17 protein-coding genes are annotated in these 24,654 nt (G+C 38.4%); 5 read left to right on the forward strand and 12 right to left on the reverse strand.

What is annotated here, in order from left to right; all coding sequences use genetic code 11:
• From BUC16_RS01055 to BUC16_RS01065, 3 genes are all read right to left on the reverse strand, one after another.
• Positions 1-1,581 carry a sodium:solute symporter gene (locus BUC16_RS01055; protein ID WP_073367282.1) on the reverse strand — a complete coding sequence of 527 codons (1,581 nt, stop codon included), beginning with the start codon at positions 1,579-1,581 and terminating at the stop codon, positions 1-3.
• On the reverse strand, positions 1,578-2,642 hold the full coding sequence (locus BUC16_RS01060; RefSeq protein ID WP_073367284.1) for a Gfo/Idh/MocA family protein: 1,065 nt from the start codon (positions 2,640-2,642) through the stop codon (positions 1,578-1,580). The genes BUC16_RS01055 and BUC16_RS01060 overlap by 4 nt, the downstream gene beginning before the upstream one ends.
• A gap of 142 nt (positions 2,643-2,784) precedes the next feature.
• Complete coding sequence (locus tag BUC16_RS01065; RefSeq protein ID WP_073367285.1) at positions 2,785-5,286, reverse strand: L-rhamnose mutarotase; 2,502 nt, start codon at positions 5,284-5,286, stop codon at positions 2,785-2,787.
• Between the two features lie 258 nt (positions 5,287-5,544).
• Between BUC16_RS01065 and BUC16_RS01070 the strand changes: the two genes are divergently transcribed.
• Positions 5,545-6,486: a helix-turn-helix transcriptional regulator gene (locus BUC16_RS01070; RefSeq protein WP_073367287.1), complete on the forward strand. Its 942-nt coding sequence runs from the start codon at positions 5,545-5,547 to the stop codon at positions 6,484-6,486.
• A gap of 53 nt (positions 6,487-6,539) precedes the next feature.
• Here the strand turns inward: BUC16_RS01070 and BUC16_RS01075 are convergent, their stop codons facing one another.
• Positions 6,540-7,718 (reverse strand): acyl-CoA dehydrogenase family protein, encoded by a 1,179-nt coding sequence (locus tag BUC16_RS01075; RefSeq protein ID WP_073367288.1) that lies wholly within the window; start codon positions 7,716-7,718, stop codon positions 6,540-6,542.
• Positions 7,719-7,862: 144 nt separating this feature from the next.
• Positions 7,863-9,266 (reverse strand): carbohydrate porin, encoded by a 1,404-nt coding sequence (locus tag BUC16_RS01080; protein ID WP_073367290.1) that lies wholly within the window; start codon positions 9,264-9,266, stop codon positions 7,863-7,865.
• 402 nt (positions 9,267-9,668) lie between these two features.
• Here BUC16_RS01080 and BUC16_RS01085 point away from each other — a divergent pair, with 402 nt between their 5' ends.
• Positions 9,669-11,345 (forward strand): S41 family peptidase, encoded by a 1,677-nt coding sequence (locus BUC16_RS01085; RefSeq protein ID WP_073367292.1) that lies wholly within the window; start codon positions 9,669-9,671, stop codon positions 11,343-11,345.
• Positions 11,346-11,359: 14 nt separating this feature from the next.
• On the opposite strand, the gene BUC16_RS01090 is transcribed toward BUC16_RS01085, so the two are convergent.
• The 3 genes from BUC16_RS01090 to BUC16_RS01100 form a co-directional block, all read right to left on the reverse strand.
• Positions 11,360-12,022, reverse strand: coding sequence for a tRNA1(Val) (adenine(37)-N6)-methyltransferase (locus BUC16_RS01090; protein WP_073368618.1), 663 nt, complete (start codon positions 12,020-12,022; stop codon positions 11,360-11,362).
• A gap of 146 nt (positions 12,023-12,168) precedes the next feature.
• A complete protein-coding gene (rimM, locus tag BUC16_RS01095) occupies positions 12,169-12,693 on the reverse strand; it encodes a ribosome maturation factor RimM (RefSeq protein WP_073367293.1) in 525 nt (174 codons plus the stop codon).
• Between the two features lie 13 nt (positions 12,694-12,706).
• Positions 12,707-13,276 carry a 30S ribosomal protein S16 gene (locus tag BUC16_RS01100; RefSeq protein ID WP_073367295.1) on the reverse strand — a complete coding sequence of 190 codons (570 nt, stop codon included), beginning with the start codon at positions 13,274-13,276 and terminating at the stop codon, positions 12,707-12,709.
• Positions 13,277-13,476: 200 nt separating this feature from the next.
• Between BUC16_RS01100 and BUC16_RS01105 the strand changes: the two genes are divergently transcribed.
• Positions 13,477-13,959 (forward strand): DUF6252 domain-containing protein, encoded by a 483-nt coding sequence (locus BUC16_RS01105; RefSeq protein ID WP_073367296.1) that lies wholly within the window; start codon positions 13,477-13,479, stop codon positions 13,957-13,959.
• Between the two features lie 146 nt (positions 13,960-14,105).
• Positions 14,106-14,462, forward strand: a complete 357-nt coding sequence (rbp, locus tag BUC16_RS01110) for an RNA-binding regulator (RefSeq protein ID WP_073367298.1) — start codon at positions 14,106-14,108, stop codon at positions 14,460-14,462.
• A gap of 106 nt (positions 14,463-14,568) precedes the next feature.
• On the opposite strand, the gene leuB is transcribed toward rbp, so the two are convergent.
• The 4 genes from leuB to leuC all read right to left on the reverse strand — a co-directional run bounded on the left by leuB (position 14,569) and on the right by leuC (position 19,422).
• Positions 14,569-15,624, reverse strand: a complete 1,056-nt coding sequence (gene leuB, locus BUC16_RS01115) for a 3-isopropylmalate dehydrogenase (protein ID WP_073367299.1) — start codon at positions 15,622-15,624, stop codon at positions 14,569-14,571.
• A gap of 42 nt (positions 15,625-15,666) precedes the next feature.
• Complete coding sequence (locus BUC16_RS01120) at positions 15,667-17,187, reverse strand: hydroxymethylglutaryl-CoA lyase-like TIM-barrel protein (protein WP_073367301.1); 1,521 nt, start codon at positions 17,185-17,187, stop codon at positions 15,667-15,669.
• Between the two features lie 134 nt (positions 17,188-17,321).
• Complete coding sequence (leuD, locus tag BUC16_RS01125) at positions 17,322-17,918, reverse strand: 3-isopropylmalate dehydratase small subunit (protein ID WP_073367302.1); 597 nt, start codon at positions 17,916-17,918, stop codon at positions 17,322-17,324.
• A gap of 109 nt (positions 17,919-18,027) precedes the next feature.
• Positions 18,028-19,422, reverse strand: coding sequence for a 3-isopropylmalate dehydratase large subunit (leuC, locus tag BUC16_RS01130; RefSeq protein WP_073367304.1), 1,395 nt, complete (start codon positions 19,420-19,422; stop codon positions 18,028-18,030).
• A gap of 655 nt (positions 19,423-20,077) precedes the next feature.
• Between leuC and dnaE the strand changes: the two genes are divergently transcribed.
• Positions 20,078-24,604, forward strand: a complete 4,527-nt coding sequence (gene dnaE, locus BUC16_RS01140; protein WP_073367307.1) for a DNA polymerase III subunit alpha — start codon at positions 20,078-20,080, stop codon at positions 24,602-24,604.
• Positions 24,605-24,654 lie beyond the last annotated feature (50 nt).

Here is a 24,654-nt window from a genome sequence, read left to right on the forward strand (position 1 = left end):
TTAATTAAAATTAAAAATGAGGTATAAACTCAAAATGGTTAGTCCCAACAAGGCGAACAAAATTTTCACTTTCTTGCTGGTTTTTGGAACATCGGTTTCGCTGACAAAATTCGTTTCCGGACTTTTATCCACCAATGAAATGATAATGGCCGAAACCAACAGCACTGCAAAAATGTAAAAGGAAATCAACAAAAAGTGGGGCCAAACCGGATATTTGTCGGCCGGAAAAATCCATAAATACAACACCCCAACAAATAAACTAAAAGCGGAACCCCAAGACAAAATCCCGTTCACGGCTTTCTTGGTGGTGCGTTTCCAAAAAATACTCAACAAAAAAACCACAGACAACGAAGGCGCCAAAAAGCCCAAAACCGCCTGAAAAATGTTGAATAAATTTTGTCCTTTAATATTGTCAATAGCCACCGCAATCAGAATGGCAAAGACGCATCCAGCCGCCACGGTAATTCTTCCTATTTTAATTTGCTCCTTGATAGTCGCCGCAGGATTGATTTTCTTTACGTAAATATCATTGGTAAAAACCGTACTCAAAGCATTTAGCGATGAACCAATTGTCCCAACCAAAACGGCAATCATAACGCAAATGACCAAACCGTTCATTCCGCTTGGGAATAAATTGGTCACCATCGTCATATAAGCCAAATCGGAGTTTTTTCCCAATTCCGGAAACAAAACAGAACACAGGATTCCCGGTAAAATAAACAACGGCAAAGCCATCACTTTCAACCATCCTATAAAGTTCACGCCCAATTGTCCTTGTTCCAGATTTTTGGCTCCCAATACACTTTGTACCATCGATTGATCGGTGCAAAAGAAAGCTACTGCGGCAACCGGATAACCCAACAAAATGGCTGGCCAAGGATAGTTTGGATCACTTGCAGGTTGAACCAAGTTCCAGAAATTAGAAGGTGTTTTAGCAATTAATGCGCTTATTCCGCCCACTTTTTGCAATCCTAAATAGGACAATGTAAGCGACACCACAATTAATAAAATCATCTGGAACACGTTCACTTTGGCAATGGCTTTCAAGCCTCCGGCGAACGTAAAAATTCCCGAAAAAATTACCAATACCGTAACGCTTTGCCACATCGGGATTCCTAAAATCTGGCGTACCAAAATTCCGCCGCTAAACAATCCCAACGACAACCAACTTACCAAAATTTTCACCATTGCATACCAAGCCAAAATGGTTTGGGTACTGTCGCCATAACGTTTTCCCATATATTCGGGCATCGTGCTGACCTTGCTGGCAATATAACGCGGTGCAAAAACGATTGCCAAAAGCAATAAAAAAACAAAGGCGTACCATTCGAAATTTCCCGCCACAATTCCGGTTGCATAACCAATACTGGCAAAAGCCAACAAGGACGAAGGACCCACATTTGTTCCCCACATATTGAATCCGATGTTGTACCAATTCAGCGAATTTCCCGCCATAAAAAGCGTTTCGTTCTTCTTGCTTTGTTTCACGCTCACCACATAACCAATGATCAACAAAATAACCAAATAAACAGCAACAATTATAAAATCTAATGCGGTTAACTTATCGTAGATGCTGTTCATAGTCCGTATTCGTTAAGGACATCAGCAATTTTTACTGGCATTCCGGTTTGTAAAGATTTATCCATTGCCTGTAATAATGCCACGGTTCCGATGCCTTCTTTCATGTCTGGATAAGCCGTAAAATCTTGTTCGATGCTGTCCACGAAATATTCCAGATAATTTTGGTATTCCCCTGCGTGATGACTTTGCCCTTCAAAACGGAAATAATGTTTTAAAGTGCTGTCGCCCCAAGTTATTACTTTTTCTTCACCCGTTTTGGTGGTAACGGCATAACGCAATTCGTGATAATCGGCCTGACTTGCTCCTTCACTTGCTCTCAAAATAGTACTCATTCCGCTGTCTCTTTGGGCAGGTTGGGTCGGCGAAGTATAAACGCCACTCACTCTGGCAATTCTTCCGTCGGTCGCTTTGAAGATAAAATGCATTGTGTCTTCATTTTTTAGACCTGCCCCTTTTCCGTTGTTGCTGATCATTCCGTAACCCATTACTTCTTCAATATTCGGCAAATACCATCTGATGAAATCGACAGGATGGCTCAATCCGCCATACAACCATTTAAAAGACTCCAACAACGACCATTCTTTGGCCAAAAACCACCTGTGATCTGCGTGATAATGGGCTTCAATGGTAATTAAATCTCCTATTAAACCTATCTCAAAATCGGCTCTTTGTCTTTTTGCCGGTTCAAAAAATCGGGAGCTTTGGCCGATGAAAACTTTTTTTCCTGTTTTCTCGCTCAACTTCAACAATTCCTTGGCATCCGAAAGATCGTCAATAAAAGGCTTGGTGCAAACCACGTGTTTTCCGTGCAACAAAGCTTGCTTCACGTGTTCGGCGTGTAAATGATCTGGTGTGTAAATGGCAATTATATCGATTGCGCCATCATTCAATAAATCATCGTAATTGGTCGTATAAGAATGGAAATCAAATTCCTTTGCTCTTTGTTTGCACAATTCCTCATTTCTGTCGCATACTTTTACCAGCTCTAATTTTGAGCTTGCCAAAGCTGCCGACATAGTGCTGCGTCCCTCTCCGAGACCAAGAATAGCTATTTTTAACATTGGTTAGATATATTATTTATTTAATTTTTGGTTGATGATATTTGATTGCTTCGCCAGTTCGCCTCTCAGGCTCGGGTAACGATTTTTGATTGCAGATGTAAAAAAATCTAGAATCAAAAATCTTTAATCGGCATTCTAAAATCTATATTTTCTTCAAAAATATCCAGGTTTCATCTGGTTTTGCACCTTCGATTCCTGTTTGGTATTTTTTCATTAAGGCGTTCCAATCATCAACACGAGGATTATTTTCGGTTGTTTTTGGATTCAGTTTATCCAGATTTTCTCCTTTAGGAATACTGATCACCAACATTAATTGTCTTCCGTTTTTGAAAACCTGCAGCTGCTGGAAATCGGCGTTGCAGAAGCCTTTGGCTATTTCTGGCCATTTTTCGAATTGGGTAGCGTGATAATCAACGTATTCTTTTTGCATTTTTTCGTCATTAACTAAATTCGCTGTCAACACAATATTTTCCCATTCGGATGCCACTTTAGCCTCTTTGCATCTTTCAAAATTTTGGAAATCATAAACAGGATTTTCGTAGATTTTAATTTCCAATGTTGGAAAAGCCAAAGCCAGTTTTCTTTTTGTTCTTTCCGGCTGATTCATCAAACCATAGATCACCAAATGGTTTTCCCATTGGTACAATTCCTCGCCCACGATTCGGAAACCTTTTATGGTCGATTTTATTTTTTCGATATCCAAATCCTTCCCTATTAATTCGATTGCAACAGATTTTGGCATTTCCTGCAAGCCCCAAGCTTCGTCCACTACAACTTCTTTTGTTAAATGAGTGTATGGCGCTCGAATACCTGCATTTTCCTTGATTTTAGGATTTACAAACGCATAATTGTCCTGCCAAATATTTCCAGCTGGACCATTATGGTTTTTCAATGTTTTTTGAATCGGAATCCAATTGTTTTTTATCGTAAAACCCTGCGTTCCCTCATCTGTATACAAATACAGCCACAAAAACGGATCGTGTGCATAGGGACTGTTGTAAACTTTGTCAATGTAGTTCTCTTCTATCCTGCTGTCAGGTTGGGAAGAAAGCGTGTAAATCCCGGCCACATCGTGTAAATGTTTGGCGTAGTGATGAATTTTGTTTCCCAAAATTTTGTTGTTTCGCATCACGTTTTCAGTGTGCGTCCAACCCCAACCCAACGAAATTCCAGAATAGGCCACATCCGAAATCTCGTTGTGCTCAATGGTAAGATTCTTTACAAAACCGGCGGCAATTCCCAAACATCCCCAATCTTCGTTGGCCACATTGGTTATCAAATTATCGGCAACCAATTCATCCGAACAAACTACTCTTTCGTCTTTTACGTTATAAGGTAAATGCGCTTCGAAAGATTCTTCGGAGAAAACGCCTAAATTGATTCCGTTGCCGCCAATGTCCTTGAATAAATTTCCTTTAATGATGTTGTGATTCGTTCCTCTATGCAAATCTAATCCCGTGGATGACAAATGTTCAAAAGTGCAAGATTCAAATTGGGTATTGTTGGCATAATTCACCTCAACAGCGGCTCTTGGTCTTCCCACCCAGCCCTGATTTTCCAAACTCGCCTGATTAGGTGTTCCAGGAGTTTTCAATTTATAGGCATCCAATAAATACATTCCCGCCTGCAACGGAACGTGACCTTGCTGTGAAGGACGAAGCCAATTGCTGTACTGAAATGAAATGCCCTTGAAATTAAAATGATGCACAGGCGTATCCAAACTTCCTTCAATTTTTACCAAATTTTCCAAAACAGGCACTATAACTTTTGCTGAAGTTAAATCCTCACCCGTTCTTGGAATGTAATAGATTTTGGCTTTTTTTCTATCCAAAAACCATTCTCCAGGTTCGTTCAGCATTGAAATTCCATTGTTTAAATAGAAAGCTGAATTCCCGTTATTTTTGGAAATCCAAGGTGCAGGCCAAGGATGTTCACTTTGAATACGGCTTTCCGGCTGTTCGAAAGAAAGTCTTGCACTGTCTTTTTTGATTTCGATATTTTTGATACGCAAATTGGCGATTGCCCACCATTGCACAATGAACATTTCCATTCCGGGTTCGAACTTAACGGATTTGTCTTTATAAGGAATCCAACAGGTTTCCGTGGCTGCATCCCAAGATAAAATTCTATCCATTTTGGTTCCGGCAGTACTTTTGGCTCTTACGGCTTTTTTTCCGTTTACCCACAGTTGTCTGTAGTTGATAATTTCGTCCGCTTTTTGAGGGGCATCGGCTACCCAAACCATTCCTGGTTTTTGCCCATTTATGGAAATGTTAGATTTTTTCCAGTTTTTGATTTCGAATCCACCGCTTAAAATTGGTTTGGCGTTGGCATCAGCCTCAATAGTAGTTGGACTTTCGGCAGTTCCGGAATCTTCGGGTCTTACAAATAAAGGTTCATTTAAATAATACGTGCCGCCCGTTACCATAATGTGAATACCGTCTTTTATGGAGGAATCTTTCAAGCGACGTAATTCTCTGGCTTTTCTCAATGCCATTTGAACGGTTGCCAACGGACTTGATTTCGTTCCCGTATTAGTGTCTTTCCCCTGAACAGAAACCCAAATTTCGGCAGCGTTTGCCGAAAACAGCATTCCAATTAGGAAAAAAACCAAAAATATTTTACGCTGTTGCTTTAAATTCATTTTGAATAGTACTTTTTATTTAACAAAAATATATTTTTACACCTAGTATAACTCAATACATTTGTCTCTTTTATTTATTAATCCTATTTATAGTAATATTTTTCTGTGAATATTGTATTTAATTCCAGAAATAATTATTTAAAAGCTAAAAGTAATATTTATATAATTATTCTGTGTTATTTTTAAACAATGAACAATTATGTAAATAATTTGTATTTTAACCCCTTGAAAAACAATTATGCAACTCCCTGATTAATTATGGACAATATAAATTCTAATAACATACCCAAAAACAGTACCGGAAATTCGGGTGTTTGGTGGCATGAAAAAAATCCTGGCCCATTGACCAACCTGCCTTTCATCAAACAATTTGGAAGTATGCGTTTTACCAAAGTGCAGATGGATGAAAATATGCGACCGCACTTGAATGACGGTATTGAAATTCATTTTGTGACCAGCGGAAAATACGATTGGGTCGTAGAAGGAAATCAAATCGAATTATTGCCCGGTAATTTATCGGTTACGGCACCTTGGCATTGGAACGGAAGTCCAAATGGTAAAATGGACATTGGATACATCAATTGGATTATATTAAAACCGCTGGAATATGGCAAAAAAAAGAAATTGAATCTTGGAAACTGGACCAAATTATCCAAAAGCATTCAAGAAAACCTTGGTAATTTGATTGCCGACAACAGGAATGTAGTTTTAGAAAAAGCCAAAACGTTTGAAAAATATTTTATTGAAATTCGCAAAGAACTGGCCAATCAAGAGGAAGGTTTTGAAATAATGGTGGGCAATATTTTGGAAAACTTGTTGGTGGATTTATACCGTCAGCTTTCGGGCAAGGGATTAAAAACGGTAGAAGAAACCAATTTTATCGATAAATTCACCAAAATCATTTCTGAAGACATTAGCAAAAAATGGAATATAGATGATCTGGCACATCGATTTGGAATGGGAAAAACAAAATTCACCTATGAAGTAAAAAGACTCACCGGATATCCACCCAACAGCTACATCATCAATCTAAAAATAGAAAAAGCCATTGCACTGATGCTAAATCCCAAAAACAAGTCGATGTCAGATATTGCCTATTCTTGCGGATTTTCGTCCATACAACATTTCACTTCTTCTTTTTTGCAAAGAACAGGAACAACACCTGGAAAATTTAGATCAAAAGAAATCAAGGAGAAATAGCAATTTAGTTGAATTTATCTGGAAACAAATAAAGGTTCCAGCAACTTTAATAGTTATTTAAAAGCAGAAATTCCCGTGATGTCCATGCCGGTAATCAATAAGTGGATGTCGTGAGTTCCTTCATAAGTGATCACGGATTCTAAATTCATCATATGGCGCATAATCGAATATTCGCCGGTGATTCCCATTCCGCCCAATATTTGTCTAGCTTCACGGGCAATATGAATCGCCATATCCACATTGTTTCTTTTCGCCATCGATATTTGTGCGGTCGTGGCTTTTCCTTCGTTTCTCAAAACCCCCAATCGCCAAGTCAGCAATTGTGCTTTTGTAATTTCGGTAATCATTTCAGCCAATTTTTTCTGTTGCAATTGGGTTCCGGCTATGGGTTTGTCAAATTGGACTCTTTCCTTGGCATAACGCAAAGCCGTGTCATAACAATCCATGGCAGCACCAATGGCTCCCCAAGCTATGCCATAACGAGCAGAATCCAGACAACCCAGGGGTGCTCCCAATCCCGATTTATTGGGCAATATATTTTCTTTGGGAACTTTCACGTTGTCAAAAATCAATTCTCCGGTTGCCGATGCTCGAAGCGACCATTTGTTGTGTGTTTCAGGAGTTGAAAAACCCTCCATTCCTCGTTCTACAATCAATCCGTGAATTCTTTCGGTTTCATCTTTTGCCCAAACAATTGCAATATCGGCAAAGGGCGCATTCGAAATCCACATTTTGGCACCATTCAACAAATAATGATCGCCCATATCCTTGAAATTGGTAATCATGCTTCCTGGATCGGAACCGTGATTGGGTTCGGTCAAACCAAAACAACCCATCCATTCTCCCGAAGCCAGTTTGGGTAAATATTTCAAGCGTTGTTTCTCGTTTCCGTATTTCCAAATGGGATACATTACCAACGATGACTGAACCGAAGCCGTGGAACGAACACCAGAATCGCCTCTTTCTATTTCCTGCATAATCAAGCCATAGGAGATTTGATCCAATCCAGCTCCGCCATACTCTTCAGGAATATAAGGACCAAAAGCACCTATTTCAGCCAAACCTTTGATGATTTGTTTCGGGAATTCCGCCTTTTGGGCATAGTCTTCGATAATGGGCGAAACATCGCGTTTGACCCATTCACGGGCTGCATTGCGAACCAATTTATGCTCGTCCGTCAATAATTCATCGAGGTTGTAATAATCTGGCGCCTGGAATAAGTCTGGTTTCATAATTGGAAGATTTATCCAACAAAGTTATAGAAAGAAACAGAACAAAAATGAAATGTCGTGTCTTTTACCTAAATAAGTAAATGCAATTTTTTGACCTTATAATTATAATGAATATAAGATCATTTAATTTTGATAGATGATGATTTACCAAATCCACCATTCCGTTTTAACACCTATATATTGTCCCCAGCTTTTGGGGCCACTTTGGGCGAGATAAGAAGAATAAAGGTTGTCTGCGGCAAATTTGTTGTAATGTGCCACACTATAAACCAGCCTAAAATGAGGACGTTCCCAAACATCTCGTTTGGCGGTTGGAACCAATGTAGGCGCAATAGTGAATTTGGTCATTTGTGCAAAATCCTGGGTACCGTCTTTTCGCCAAGCAAAATCGAGTTCGTGCAACAAGTGCAGCCAATTCGTTAAATACCAAGTTCCCCTTGCTCCAAAAGAGATATCCTGTTTTCTGTTGAATAACATTTGTTTTCCCAGATAATCGGATCCCTTGTTGGGTTCATCACTGGCACCTCTACTTTTGGTATAAAGAGCATATCCGTTAAGCGAATATTTTTCGTTGAAGTTCAGCACGAAAGTTTCGGTAAAAGCGAATGAATAGGCATTTCGAAAACTGTTGGTTTCAAGGTTTGGAGCACCATAAGTCATGAAGGTTCGGCTACTTCCTCCATCTCCTCCATTGGCAATTCCTGTTCCGTATCGGGCACTGACAGCATTGAACGAACCAGGAAGTTTGGAGGAAATACGGTTCTGATATTTGGCTCCAACCACAAATCCCACATCCGCTGGATAACTGTATTTTGTGGTGGCATCTTCGGCTACTCCTGCTGGAAGACGGTGAAATTCTCCCATTAATTTTACGTATCCTTTGCTAAGTCTTAATGTGTGTTCCAAAATGGTGAGGTATCTATTTCGCAATCCCAATGTAGGTGTTCCATTGACAATGTTCAAATAGAAATTGGGTGGCAATGTCGAAGTGGTATCGATGGCTCCCGTAAAAATTACCGAGAATTCGGTGTTTTTGTGTTTTATACCGACACCCTGCCCAGAATGGTCGTCAAAATAAAAATGGTCGATAATGTGAATATCATCACCACGGAATAGTCTCGCTCCTAACCATACACTCCAATCGCTGCCCATTATGTTTTTGGCTTCAGCAAATAATTCAGGTATAACTGACGTGATTCCTCCAATGGACTTGTCGGATACATTACCGATTAATTGTCCTTTGGTGGTATAAAAAGCAAACAGTGCCTGAACATTGATTTTGGTGGTGTCTTTACTGGCATTTGTTGGTTTAAAATGCATGGCGGTACCTAATTGCATATAATCGTTTTCTTCGAATCGTCCTCCAATGGAACCCATTCCATTTAAATTGAGTGATTGCGGAAATTCGGCTTCTGTTCCCAAACCATAACCAATTCCCGCCCGACCATAACTACCGAGCGAAAAATTTTTGTTGGAAACCTCTCGATATTGGGCAAACAATCCCAATGTTAAAAATAAGGTCAAAAAGAGAGTAAACTTTGTTTTCATAAGTCTTGATGATAGATTAAACATTAAGTTTCAGAATACTGTAGGGGCATTTTACCTGTCTGGCAACCACAAATTGATTTGATTTCCATTCAAATTTAAGAAATTATTTATAAGTATAAACGGATTTATTTGAAAATAAATCAGGACTTTACCAAAAAAAAATGTTTCCCTGATTATTAAAATTACATCTTCAAATAAAAATCCTTCGTCAAGGCAATGCATTCTGGAGTATAAATATGTAGCGTAGTTTCGATGATCAATACATCAATAGGGGGATTTAGAGATTTCTGAAGGCAGTCAGGCAAGGCTTTCCGATTAAAAGCCGATAAATTAAACTTTTGTTAAAGATAAATATTGCAAGAAGAGTTCTGATATATTTGTTTGCCTAATCTTACGTCTGTCATGAAAAAAATATTTTTTTGTTTGTTCCTTCTGTCATCGTCCCACTTATTTTCGAATACAAAAATTTCTGAAATCCAGAAATACAAGCAAATTGGTTTAGTCTGGGGATTGTTAAAATACCACCACCCGGAGATTAGTAAAGGAAAATACGATTGGGATTCAGAATTTGTTAAATTGGTTGATAAAGCAGAAGGAGTAGAAAATCAAGAAGCGATGAATGATTTATTGCTTGATTTTATTTCAAGATTTGGAACCGATAAATTGAAAGCAAAAAAAATTAATTCTGAAAAAATATTTTTAAAAAACTTGGATTACGCTTGGATAGATTCGTCTGTTTTTGGCGATAAATTGACCAAAACTCTTGTAGAAATCAAAGAAAACGGAAACATAAATGATTATTATGCTTCAGTAAACAAGCTTGCGAAAAATATCTCTTTTGAAAATGAAAAGGGCTTTAAGGATTTCGATTATTCCATAAAAAGTCATAGAATGCTTTTGTTGTATAGTTTCTGGAATGCAACTCAATATTGGAACGTCAATAAATATTTAATGGACACAAAATGGTCCGATAATTTAGATTCAATGACAAAAGAATTCTTGGACTGTAAAACAGATTTAGAATTTGAAATTATCAAATCAAATTTGATTACTAAATTAAATGACTCACATTCTTATTATGGCTCTCGGACAATTTTTAGTACTTTGTATAAGTACAAGCCTGCTTTTTCCATAAAAGCAGTAAACGATTCATTGTTAATAGATGCTGTCTACAATAAAACCTTGGCAAAGAAAGATGATATTGAATTGGGTGATATTATTGTTAAAATAAACAATAAAAGCATTTCTTCTTGCTTACATGATAAAGTAGCTCCCATGATATCCGTTTCAAATTCGACTTTTTTAAGAAGATGGAGTCCTTGGTTGTTTTACAACGACAAGGATTCTATCAATGTTGACATAATAAAGAAAAACGGCACTCAATTAAATAAATACATCCATCTGTACAACACTTACAAGAAAGAAGAACCTGTTTATTTGGTGACTCCCAAAAAGAATAAATGGTCTTATATACAACCTGATGTTGCTTATGTAAATCTTGATCAAATAACCAAAAAAGAACTTGATTCTGTTTTTAAACAAATATCCAAAACAAAGGGATTGATTCTGGATTTAAGAAATTATCCCAAGAATATTTCGATTAACGATTTACCTGGATTTCTTTATCCCGAAAGAAAAGAATTCATAAAAATTCTTGCTCCGCTTCCAAATATTCCTTCTTATGGAGAATACGCTGCCGAATCTCCTCTCAAATTAATAATGGATCCTTTCAAAGCTGGGCAAAACAATCCAGATTATTACAAAGGGAAAGTCATACTTCTTGTAAACAGAACAACCCAGAGTAATGCAGAATTCATTGGAATGGCAATACAGCAATCGCCAAACTGCATTACCATTGGCGAACAAACGGCTGGTTCTGTTTTAAACATAGTTGAATACATAATGCCTGACAAGACAAAAGCTGATTTTACTGGGCGTGGCGCTTTTTACCCTAACGGAGAAGGGGTTCAAAGAAATGGTTTACACATAGACCATTATGTAAAAGAAAGTGCTAAAAATTATGACCCTGAATTGTACGTAAAAGAAGCAATACGTTTGATCGAAAAATCAAGTATTTGAAACAAGAATACAAATTACATCTTCAAATAAAAATCTTTCGTCAAGGCGATGTACTCTGGAGTATAAATATGTCGTGCGGTTTCGATGATTAATTCATCAACAGGAAAATTGGTGTGTATGTTTCGGCTAAAAGCCAAAAGACTGCGTTTAATTTCGGTGGTTGGAGTTCCTTTTACGCGGGTAATTTTTAGGGGATATAATTCGTATGCTGCGGCCAAAACCAGGAAATTTTCTTCTTCCTTGAAAGGAATAATAACGGAGAAGATTCCGTTTTCGGAAAGCAGCAAAGCGGCAGCTTCAACCAAATCCTCGAAAGGCATGGCATCTTGAAAACGTGCCAAATCTCGTTGATCGTTGCTGGATTTATAATCTTCACCATAAAAAGGCGGATTGGAAACGATTAAATCGTACTCGTCTTCCGGTTCTTCTACAAATTCGTCCAAGCCGGCATGAAAACAAAACAAGCGGTCATTCCAAGGGGAATTTTCGAAATTGTCTGTCGCTTGTTCATAGGCATCTTCGTCAATTTCCAAAGCGTCGATTTGGTCCGCTGAACTTCTTTGTGCCAACATTAGCGCAATGATTCCAGTTCCGGTTCCAATGTCCAAAATGCTGAAAGGATTGTTTTCAATAGGAGTCCAAGTGCCAAGCAAAACACCATCGGTTCCAATTTTCATGGCACAACGGTCTTGTTCAAGGGAAAATTGTTTGAATTGGAATTTAGACAAAATGAAGATTTTAAAATTAAACCATTAAGAAAATTAAGGGTTTTAAGAAAAAAACTTAATGAACCTTAATTTTCTTAATGGTTCAAATTTTTTTATTAAAGGTACATTTCAATCAAGCCTTCCGGCAAGTCCATAATTACTTTTTTGTTTTCTCGGTCAATCTTGACCAAGAAATGGTCAATCATCGGGATTAGGATTTCGGCATCACCTTTGAGAACTTCAAAAAGTGGTTGAGCCGTAGTGTCGTTGATGGATTGGATTTCTCCAACATACCCCAGACGTTTGTCTTCTACCTCAAAACCAATTACTTCGTGGAAATAGAATTTGTTGCCGGTAAGTTTGGGCAACATTTTTAGAGGAAGATACAAGTCGTTACCCAATAAGGCATCGGCTTCTTCTTCGGTATTGATGTCTTCGAAACGAATGCGAAGGAAATCATTTTTGTGCAGCGAACTGCTTTCAATAAAAAAAGGAACCAAGTGTTTGTTGCATTCAACAAACACTGATTCCAAGTTTTCGTATAACTCAGGTTCGTCCGTGTCTAAATAGGCTAGGACTTCCCCTTTGAAACTAAATTTTTTTGCGATTTTACCTAAATAGAAACAATCTTCTTTACGCATCGTCGCTTAAAAATTATGCTTCTGTTGTTTCGTTATTTTCTTCTGCAGCAGGAGCTTCTTCAGCTTCAGCAACTACTTCTTCAGCAGCTTCTTCTTCAACAGCAGGAGTTGCAGCAGCAATAGCATCAGCTTCGGCTTGTGCAGCAGCAGCTAAACGTTTTGCATTTACTTCTTGTTCTGCTTTGAAAGCTTTTGCTTTATCGGCAGCTTGAGCTTTTGTCAAACCTTCTTTTTTAGCATCTACTTTTCCAGCTTTAGCTTCTAACCAAGCAGCTAATTTTGCATCAGCTTGTTCTTGAGTCAAAGCTCCTTTACGAATACCTCCATCAAGGTGGTGTTTCAATAAAGCTCCTTTGTAAGAAAGAATGGCTTTTGCGGTATCAGTAGGTTGAGCACCATTGTGCAACCATTTTACTGCGCTATCCAAGTTCAATTCGATAGTTGCAGGATTTGTGTTTGGATTGTAAGTACCAATTTTTTCTAGGTATTTACCATCTCTTTTTGAGCGAGCATCTGCTGCTACAACCCAGTAAAACGGTTTTTGTTTTTTACCGTGTCTTTGTAATCTAATTTTTACTGACATAATCTAATGATTAAATTTTGAGGTACACGACCTCGATTAATTAAGGGTGCAAAGATACATTTTTTATCGATAAATACTAATTCCATTTGTATTTTAATGATTGACACTTTATTAGAGTCATTTTATGTACGAATTTTTGTTTCTATTTCCATTTTTTAAGTCAAAATAATATACTTTTGTGTAGATAAATGTCCCTTATTATGAAAAAACCGCTGCTATATATCTTCTTATTCTTCGCTTTTGTTTCTTGTACAGACGAGGTAAAGTTCAACAATCCTTCTTTTGAAGGACAAAAAGACAATGTGTTTTGGAGAGCCATTGATTATAAAGCTTTTCTTGCCACAAATGGTTCTTTGAGTATTGAAGGATATACCAGAAACGAAAAATTGACTTTAAAAACAACCTCCACAACAGCCCAGACCTATCCTTTAGGAACGAGCGATTCCAAAACGGCAACTTATGTTTTAACAGATGCCAGCGGAACAATTACTTTTGCGACAGGACTTGGAATAGGTGAAGGAGAAATTGTAATCCAAGAATATGATGCCGTAAACAAGACGGTTTCGGGAACTTTTAAATTTAATGCAGAGAACATCTACAACAATCCTTTGGTTGGACCAATCTTGAATTTTCAATATGGTCACTTTTATAAAATTCCTGTAACAACCGAGTTTATTAATTAGGGGAAACTTTATAAAAACTCTTGTAATCAGGGGTTTTGGATTTGTGTATTTAATTTTTATCAAAAATATAAATCATAAATTAACTAATACATAGTAGATTAGAGAAAAATAAGACTACATTTGTCCCATATAATAAATAAGTACATATGAATATTTTTGTTGGAAGCCTTCCATTCAGTATTGAGGAAGCAGATTTAAGAGAGTCTTTCGAGGCTTACGGAGCAGTTGATTCTGTAAAAATTATTACTGATAAATTTACTGGAAGAAGTAAAGGATTCGGTTTTGTTGAAATGCCAAATGATGACGAAGCTCAAAAAGCAATTGATGAGTTAAACGGAGCGACTGTTCAAGGTCGTGCTATCGTAGTAAATAAATCTGAGCCAAAACCAGAAGGCGAAAGAAGAAGTTTTAACAGCAACAGCCGTGGTGGAGATTCACGCGGAGGTTACGGAAACAGCCGTGGTGGAGATAACCGTGGTGGTGGAGATAGAGGAAGATACTAATATTTTCTTTTAAAACATAAAAAAAGGTGTCAATGAAAATTGACACCTTTTTTGTTTCAGTTCCATTCCAACCCTCTCTTTTGAAGAGGGAGAAATAGAGTGTAAATTATATATTGGCTGCTAACCAATCTCCAACTTCTTTTGTTCCATAGGCTTTACCACCATCTGCTAAATCTTCCGTAACGATTCCTGCCTCCAAGGCTTTATTAACCGCATCTCTCATTGCTTTTCCTTCCTCCATTAAACCAAAGTTTTCAAACATCATGGCAGCAGATAAAACAGTAGCCATAGGGTTGGCAATGTTTAAACCAGTTGCTTGCGGATATGAACCGTGAATTGGCTCAAACAAAGACACCTCAGCTCCCATAGATGCTGACGGCATTAATCCCATTGAGCCTGAAATTACAGAAGCTTCATCAGTCAAAATATCTCCAAACAAGTTTTCAGTAATCAATACATCATAAGAATTTGGCCATTGAACCAAACGCATCGCAACAGCATCAACAAATTCATAGCTCACTTCTACTTCTGGATAATCTTTTTCCATAGCTTGTACTGTTTCTCTCCACAAACGTGAAGTTTCCAAAACGTTTGCTTTGTCCACACAACATAATTTTTTAGAACGTGTCATGGCCAATTCAAAACCTTTTTTAGCCAAGCGTTGTACTTCAGCTCTTGTGTACACACAGTTGTCAAAAGCAGTATCTCCGTTGTCTCTTCTTCCTTTTTCTCCAAAATAGATTCCTCCTGTCAATTCTCTCAAGAAAACCAAATCAGTTCCTTCGATTCTTTCCCTTTTTAATGGCGATTTATCCAATAAAGATGGAAATGTAAAAGTAGGTCTCACGTTTGCAAACAACCCTAAGGCTTTACGCATTTTTAACAAACCTTGCTCAGGACGTACTGGAGCAGAAGGATCATTATCATATTTTGGGTGACCAATAGCCCCAAATAAAACAGCATCAGCGTTTTTACAAATCTCATGTGTTGAATCTGGATAAGGCTCACCTACTGCATCAATTGCCGCAGCTCCAGTTAAAGCTGGTTTCCAAGTAATTTCATGTCCAAATTTTTGTGCAATTGCATCTGATACTTTTACTGCTTGATCAATTACTTCTGGTCCGATTCCGTCTCCGGCTAAAAGGGCGATGTTAAATTTCATTATTTTTAGATTGAATTTGATATTATTTTAATTTTATATAATTTACGCAACTACATTCAGCATTTTTTGGGTTGCCTTGATTGCTGCTACAGTTTGATCTGAATCGAGTCCACGGGTTTTGAATTCTTTTCCGTTGTTGGTCCAGGTGATTATGGTTTCGCACAACGCATCTGAACTACTGCCCGGTGGAATACGAACAGCATAATCAACCAATTTTGGCAACGAAAGCTTCTTGCTCTTGTATATTTTTGTCAAGGCGTTCATAAAAGCATCAAATTGCCCGTCACCCTGTGCGTGCTCTTCTATGATTTCACCATCTATTTTCAATTGCAAGGATGTCGACGGCTGAAACCCTTTGGAATGAACCAAAACATAAGATTCAATAACAATTTTATCTTCATAAGTATGACTGTCCAAAACATCTGAAATGATGTAAGGCAAGTCTTCCTTGGTAACAGTTTCTTTTTTGTCACCCAATTCGATAATCCGTTGGGTAACCAATTTTAAGTCTTCCTGATTCAGTTGCAAACCTAATTCCTGTAGATTTTTTTCGATATTGGCTTTGCCTGACGTTTTCCCTAAAGCATATTTTCGTTTTCTTCCAAAACGCTCCGGAAGCAAATCATTGAAATATAAATTGTTTTTGTTGTCTCCATCGGCATGGATTCCTGCCGTTTGGGTAAACACGTTGTCTCCAACAATAGGCTTGTTTGCAGGGATTCTATATCCGGTAAAAGTTTCTACCAATTTACTCACCGAGTACAAAGAGGATTCTTTTACGTTTATTTTTATTTGCGGCAAAAAATCATTGATAACAGCAACAGTACTTTCGAGTGGTGCATTCCCGGCACGTTCTCCCATTCCGTTTACGGTAACATGTAATCCGCTAACACCCGCTTTTAAGGCTTCCATCACATTGGCAACACTTAAATCGTAGTCGTTGTGTGCGTGAAAATCAAAATGTATGTTTGGGTATTTGGCCGTAATCTTGGAAATAAATTCAAAAGTATCCGAAGGAATAAGAACTCCCAACGTATCAGGCAACAAGATTCTTTTTACAGGTTGAGTAACCAAAAAATCCAAATATTGAAAAACATATTCCGGGGAATTGCGCATACCATTACTCCAGTCTTCCAAATAGACATTGGTGGCAATTCCGTTTTCATTCGCCAAAGCAATAGATTGTGCGATTTCAGAAAAATGCTGTTCTGGTGTTTTTTTTAATTGATGGGTCAAATGATTTAGCGAACCTTTGGTCAATAAATTTTGAACTTTGGCTCCTGCTTTTTTCATCCATTCGATAGAAATTCCCCCATCGACAAAAGATAATACTTCCACACGATTGGCATATCCTTTTTCTTCAGCCCAAGACATAATTCCTTTTACACCTTGAAATTCACCTTCGCTTACACGGGCTGATGCCACTTCGATGCGGTCAATATGTAGTTCTTCTAGCAATAATTGCGCAATGGTTAATTTTTCTGCGGCAGAAAATGATACTCCTGATGTTTGTTCGCCATCACGGAGCGTCGTATCCATTATTTCAATTTTTCTTTTTTCCATTTTAATTTGATGCTAGTGCGATTTCGCTAATTTGAAATCGGAATATTGTATTTTATATAAAACACTAAAAGCAGTTACTTCGGCAAAACCCATAAGGGAATGCTTCCGTAACTGCATTTTTTTAGGTTTTTTTATTAGAAAGGAAGCTTGTCGGCGAAGCCAACAATTTCTTCTTTCATACTTTGTAAATAATCAATATCATCAAAACCATTGATCATATTGTTCTTTTTGTATCCATTGATATCGAATGATTCTTTTTCTCCAGTTGCCAATAAAGTAATGGTTTGTTCCGGCAAATTGATTTCCAATTGTGTATTTGGATCAGCTTCGATAGCTTTGAAAATAGTTTCTGAAAATTCAGGACTAACCTGTACTGGCAAAACACCAATGTTCAAACAGTTTCCTTTGAAGATATCTGCAAAGAAACTAGAAACTACTGCACGGAATCCGTAATCGTAAACTGCCCAGGCAGCGTGCTCACGAGAAGATCCTGAACCGAAGTTTTTCCCTCCAACAAGAATTTTTCCGCTGTATGTTTTGTCGTTTAACACGAAATCAGCTTTTGGAGTTTCATCTCCGTTGTATCTCCAGTCTCTGAAAAGGTTGTCTCCAAAACCTTCACGTTTTGTAGCTTTCAAGAAACGAGCCGGGATGATTTGATCAGTATCTACGTTTTCTATTGGTAGTGGCACTGCACTACTCGTAAGGATATTAAATTTATCGTATGCCATTGTAATTTTAGATTTTAGATTTTAGAATTCAGATTTTCCATCAAGGGAAATAAATCATAAATAGTTAAAACCTTTTTATTTTTAATTCTTTTTTGAAATTGTCATTCTATTAAAACAAATCTCTTGGATCAGTTAATTTTCCGGTAACCGCTGCTGCTGCTGCCATAATTGGAGAAGCCAATAAAGTTCTTGAACCTGGACCCTGACGACCTTCGAAGTTTCTGTTTGATGTACTTACCGCATATTTCCCGGCAGGAACTTTGTCATCGTTCATTGCCAAACAAGCTGAACATCCTGGCTGACGCAATACGAAACCAGCTTCAGTAAGAATATCCAAAAGACCTTCTTCTTTGATTTGTGCTTCCACAACGTGAGAACCCGGAACTAACCAAGCTGTTACGTTATCTGCTTTTTTTCTTCCTTTTACAATTTCTGTAAAAGCTCTAAAATCTTCAATACGACCATTGGTACAACTTCCCAAGAAAACATAATCGATTTGTTTTCCAATCATCACATCATCTTCGTTGAAGCCCATATAAGCCAAAGATTTTTTATAAGTTTCCTCGCCACCTTCCACTTGGTCAGCGCTTGGAATATGTTGAGAGATACCAATTCCCATTCCAGGATTTGTACCATAAGTAATCATTGGTTCAATATCTGCTGCATCGATATTCAATTCAGCATCAAAAATTGCATCAGCATCTGTTTTCAACGTTTTCCAGTACTCAACAGCTTTTGTCCAAGCTTCTCCTTTTGGAGCATACAAACGTCCTTCCAAGAAATCGAAAGTTTTTTGGTCAGGAGCAATCATACCTCCACGAGCACCCATTTCGATAGAAAGGTTACACACAGTCATACGACCTTCCATGGACATTTCTTCAAAAACATTTCCAGCATATTCAGCAAAATATCCTGTACCTCCAGAAGTAGTCAATTTTGAAATGATATACAAAGCCACATCTTTTGGCCCTACACCTTTGCTCAAAGTTCCGTTTACGTTGATACGCATTTTCTTTGGCTTTGGCTGCATGATACATTGAGTAGTCAAAACCATTTCCACTTCAGAAGTTCCAATACCAAAAGCAATGGCTCCAAAAGCACCGTGAGTAGAAGTGTGGGAATCTCCACAAACGATAGTTGCACCCGGCAAAGTAATTCCGTTTTCAGGACCTACCACGTGAACGATACCATTTTTTTGGTGTCCTAATCCCCAGTGAGAAATGCCATATTCTGCAGCGTTATCTTCTAATGCTTTCAATTGATTGGCAGATAAAGCATCGGCAACAGGTAAGTGTTGGTTTATGGTTGGCGTGTTGTGATCGGCAGTTGCAAAAGTACGTTCTGGGTACAAAACCGAAACACCTCTTCCTTTTAAACCTAAAAAAGCAACAGGACTTGTAACTTCGTGAATGAAATGACGGTCAATAAAAAACACGTCTGGTCCATCTTCAATTTTACGTATTACGTGTGCATCCCATACTTTGTCAAATAATGTCTTACTCATTTTTAATATTTTTTAGTGTATTTCTCTTTTTTACAATTTTGGCAATTGCCCATAATTATAACAATGGGTGCAAATTTATAAAAAGAAATAAAGTTGTCAATTTTACTATTCTACATATATACGATACCCAAAGTTGTTTTTACAACGACTAACTACTTCTGATATTTATTTACAGTGGAATATCGTTTTTTAATTTTAACTTTAATTCTCTTTTTAATGTTGTTTCCAACGCCTTAACAATGGTTTTATTTTTTTGCAAATTTATCTCTATTTTGGTGTAAATAAGCAAGTTTGTACCTGTAAAATGTAACAAAACGAATAAAAATAGTAATAATTTGCAAAATTTGCGACTTATGTTTATTACTAAACAAAACACCAATTCTGCTTTTGGGGTCTTCAAACCAGAATTGTTTTGGCTGTCGCAAACGATATTTTTTTGACAAAATACTACGACATCCAAAAAATAGATTTTTGAATTTTTTTGTGAATTTTGGAGCGAAAATTAGTGTAAAAATGATTTAAAACAGGAATTGGGGTTTCGAGTTTCAGAGCACTTTTTTGTTGATAACTTGCACGCTGTTTTCAGTTAAAAAATTCTAAATTTGAAAACTGCTAAATGTAATTTCAGGCAATTGCAAAGCATTAAAATCCAACTATGTACTTAATATTCGATACCGAAACCACAGGTTTACCAAAGCGTTGGGGCGCACCTATTTCAGACACGGACAACTGGCCAAGATGTATTCAGATTGCCTGGCAGCTCCACGATGATATGGGAAAAGTCATCGAGCACCAGGATTATTTGGTCAAGCCGGAAGGGTTCAATATTCCGTATGATGCCGAGAGAATTCACGGTATTTCAACTGAATTGGCAGAAGCGGAAGGAATTCCTTTGGCCGAAGTTTTGGAGAAATTCAATATCGCTTTATCGAAAACCAAATTTATTGTGGGTCAGAACCTGGGTTTTGACATCAATATTATGGGTTGCGAATTTTACAGATTGGGAGTCGAAAGCCCAATGGGTTCAATGCCAATTTTGGATACCTGTACCGAAGTTACCGCCTCTTTACTGAAATTGCCCGGAGGCCGTGGCGGAAAATTTAAACTGCCAACCTTAACCGAATTACACCAATATCTTTTCAATAAACCTTTTGCGGAAGCACACAACGCCACTGCCGATGTGGAGGCGACAACGCGTTGCTTTTTCGAATTGATTCGTACCGATGTTTTCACCAAAGAAGAATTGGATGTTGATGCGGGTTATTTCAGGGATTTCAAAAGTAAAAATCCTTATGAAATTGAGCTAATCGGCTTAAAACACATCAATCTAAAAGAAGCTTCTGATAGAATTCGTCAGCAATTTGGAGCGAAACAAGGCACATCTATTTCCAAACAGGAACTTTCAGATAACAAGCAAATATTAGTCGACACCAATTTTGCGCACTTACACAACCACACCCAGTTTTCTGTCTTGCAATCCACCATTGCCATTGGAGGTCTGGTTACGGCAACAGCCAAAAATAAATTTCCTGCCGTGGCGATGACGGATACGGGAAACATGATGGGAGCCTTCCATTTTGTGAGTGCAGTAATGAATCACAACAAATCGGCTTCTGCCAAAAACAAAACTTTGGTAGAAAGTGGTGAAGAACCAACGGAAACCGAAATCAAGCCCATTGTAGGTTGCGAATTCAATATTTGCGACAATCATTTCGACAAGACCAAAAAAGACAATGGTTATCAAGTGGTTTTGTTGGCCAAAAACAAAAAAGGCTATCATAATTTGGCCAAAATGGCTTCCATCGCTTATACCGAAGGGTTTTATTATGTGCCTAGAATTGACAGAATCATTGTCGAAAAATACAAGGAAGACATCATGGTTTTGTCCGGAAATTTATATGGAGAGATTCCGAGTAAAATTCTGAACGTTGGTGAAAACCAAGCCGAAGAAGCCTTGATTTGGTGGAAAGCACAATTTGGGCCCGATTTTTATCTCGAAATTATGCGCCACAATCAAGAGGATGAAAACAGGGTAAATCAAACCTTGATCGAGTTTTCGAAAAAGCATGACGTAAAATTAATTGCCACCAACAATACTTATTATTTAAACAAACAAGACGCCAATGCACACGATATTTTGTTGTGCGTGAAAGACGGTGAAAAGCAAGCCACCCCTATTGGTCGTGGTCGTGGATACCGTTATGGCTTACCCAATCAAGAATATTATTACAAATCGGAAGAGGAGATGAAAAAACTCTTTGCCGATTTGCCGGAAGCAATTACCAATATTCAAGAAATTGTGGACAAAGTCGAAATATACTCGCTCTACCGCGACGTATTGTTGCCTAAATATGATATTCCGCAAGAGTTTTTTGTGGCGGAAGACGAGGCTGATGGCGGCGTTCGAGGTGAAAATAAATATTTGCGCCACCTTACCATGGTAGGCGCAGAAAAAAGATATGGCGAAATTACGCCCGACATTCAAGAACGATTGGATTTTGAGTTGCTCACGATTTCCAATTCGGGATATCCGGGTTATTTCCTGATTGTCCAGGATTTCATCGCCGAAGCCCGAAAAATGGATGTATCCGTCGGACCCGGTCGTGGTTCGGCAGCGGGTTCTGCGGTAGCCTATTGTTTGGGAATCACGAATATCGACCCGATTAAGTATGATCTGCTTTTTGAGCGTTTCCTGAATCCGGATCGTGTGTCGATGCCCGATATTGATATCGATTTTGATGACGAGGGTCGTGGTCGCGTGATGGATTATGTAATCAATAAATATGGCTCCAATCAGGTAGCACAAATTATTACTTATGGTAAAATGGCCACCAAATCGGCCATTCGCGATACGGCCCGCGTACTCGATTTGCCACTTTTTGAAGCCGACAGAATTGCCAAATTGATCCCCGGAATGATGCCGTCCAAATGGAATTTGGCTCGGTTCATTTCAGAAAAAGAAGACGATGTCAAAAAAGCTTTGCGATCGGATGAATTTGACAATGTAAAAGAACTCATTGCCATCGCCAACGGAGGCGACCTGGCAGGCGAAACCATCCAGCAAGCCAAAATACTGGAAGGCTCTATGCGAAACACGGGTATTCACGCCTGTGGAGTAATTATCACGCCGTCGGATATTACGAATTTTGTTCCTGTAACAACAGCCAAAGATTCGGATTTATATGTTACCCAGTTTGACAACTCCGTTGCCGAGAGTGCTGGACTTTTGAAGATGGACTTCTTGGGTTTGAAGACCCTGACGCTGATTAAAGATACCGTGAAATTGGTTAAATATAGAACGGGAATCGAATTGGACCCCGATACTTTCCCGATTGACGATGTCAAAACCTACGAGCTGTTCCAAAGAGGAGAAACAGTTGGAATTTTCCAATACGAGTCGCCCGGAATGCAAAAATACATGAAGGATTTGAAGCCCACGGTTTTTGGGGATTTGATTGCGATGAACGCCTTGTATCGTCCGGGACCGTTGGAATATATTCCTTCTTTCGTTCGAAGAAAAAACGGAGAAGAACCTATTGTGTATGATTTGGATGCTTGTGAAGAGTATTTGGCAGAAACCTACGGAATCACGGTGTATCAAGAGCAGGTAATGCTTTTGTCCCAATCGTTGGCTGGTTTTACCAAAGGTGAAGCTGACGTTTTGCGTAAAGCCATGGGTAAAAAACTGATAGATGTCTTGGCAAAAATGAAACCCAAGTTTGTGGAACAAGCTTCGGCAAAAGGGCACGATGCCACTGTTTTGGAAAAAATATGGAAAGACTGGGAAGCTTTTGCGAGTTACGCCTTCAACAAATCGCACTCTACTTGCTATGCCTGGATTGCCTATCAAACGGCTTATTTGAAAGCGCATTATCCTGCCGAATACATGGCGGCGGTTTTGTCCAATAATATGAGCGACATCAAACAGGTTTCCTTTTTTATGGAAGAATGCAAGCGTATGGGATTGCAGGTTTTGGGTCCTGACGTGAATGAGTCGTTTTATAAATTTACGGTAAATGATGATTATGCGGTTCGTTTTGGAATGGGAGCCGTAAAAGGGGTTGGTTCCGGTGCCGTGGCGACAATCGTCGAAAACAGGAAAGACGGCAAATACAAATCGATTTTTGACTTGGCGAAACGCATCGATTTGCGTGCCGCCAACAAAAAAGCATTCGAAAATCTGGCTTTGGCTGGTGGTTTTGATTCTTTCATTGGAACAACAAGGGCGCAATATTTTCACGATGATGGCGATGGAATCACGTTCTACGAAAAAGCCATTCGTTATGGGGCGAAGTTTCAGGAAAACGAAAATTCATCGCAGGTCAGTTTGTTTGGCGAAAGCAGCGACGTCCAGATTGCCGAACCTGTCGTGCCGCCTTGCGAGGATTGGAACATGATGGAAAAACTTTCCCGGGAAAAAGAAGTTGTCGGAATTTATATATCGGGACATCCATTGGATGATTTTCGATTTGAAATGAAATATTTTTGCAATGCCAAATTGGAATCCCTTAGAAACATGGAATTGCATATTGGCAAAAACCTGACGTTTGGAGGTATCGTAAACAACATCCAACATCGAGAAGCCAAGAATGGGAAAGGCTGGGGAATGTTCACCCTGGAAGGATATGAAGAAAGTTATGAATTTCGAATTTTTGGAGAGGAGTATTTAAAGTTCAGACATTTCTTGAGACCAAACGAGTTTGTTTTCATTAAAGTCAACATCAAGGATGGTTGGGTAAACAGGGAGACCGGCAAGAAAACGGAACCAAGATTGCAGTTCGTCGAGGTAAAACAATTGCAGGACATCTTGGAAACTTTTGCCAAAAAACTAATCATTCACTTGAATATAAAAGATTTGCAGACGGATTTAATTCACAAATTGAACACTGTTTTTCAATCCAACAAAGGAGACAATCAAGTTACCTTTGAAGTGATGGAATTGGAAACCATCAAAAAAGAAGTGGCGTTAGCCCCTGTAGAAATTGAAGTGGACGAAATTGTCATGGATGAAGACGGCAATATTGTGGAAGCAGAAAATGCAGTGCCCATTGTCGAAACTCCAGTCGAAGAAACTAAAATCATTACTTTTTTATCCATGCCAAGCCGAAAACTGAAAATCAAGATTTCGAATGAATTGTTGGTGGAATTGGAGAAAATGCAGATTAACTTTAAGTTGAATTAGGAGTTTATAGCTCGAACTCTATTTTTTATAAAATAACCCTATCAGTGTTT

This window comes from Flavobacterium fluvii (genome assembly GCF_900129545.1).
Classification (GTDB): Bacteria; Bacteroidota; Bacteroidia; order Flavobacteriales; family Flavobacteriaceae; genus Flavobacterium; species Flavobacterium fluvii.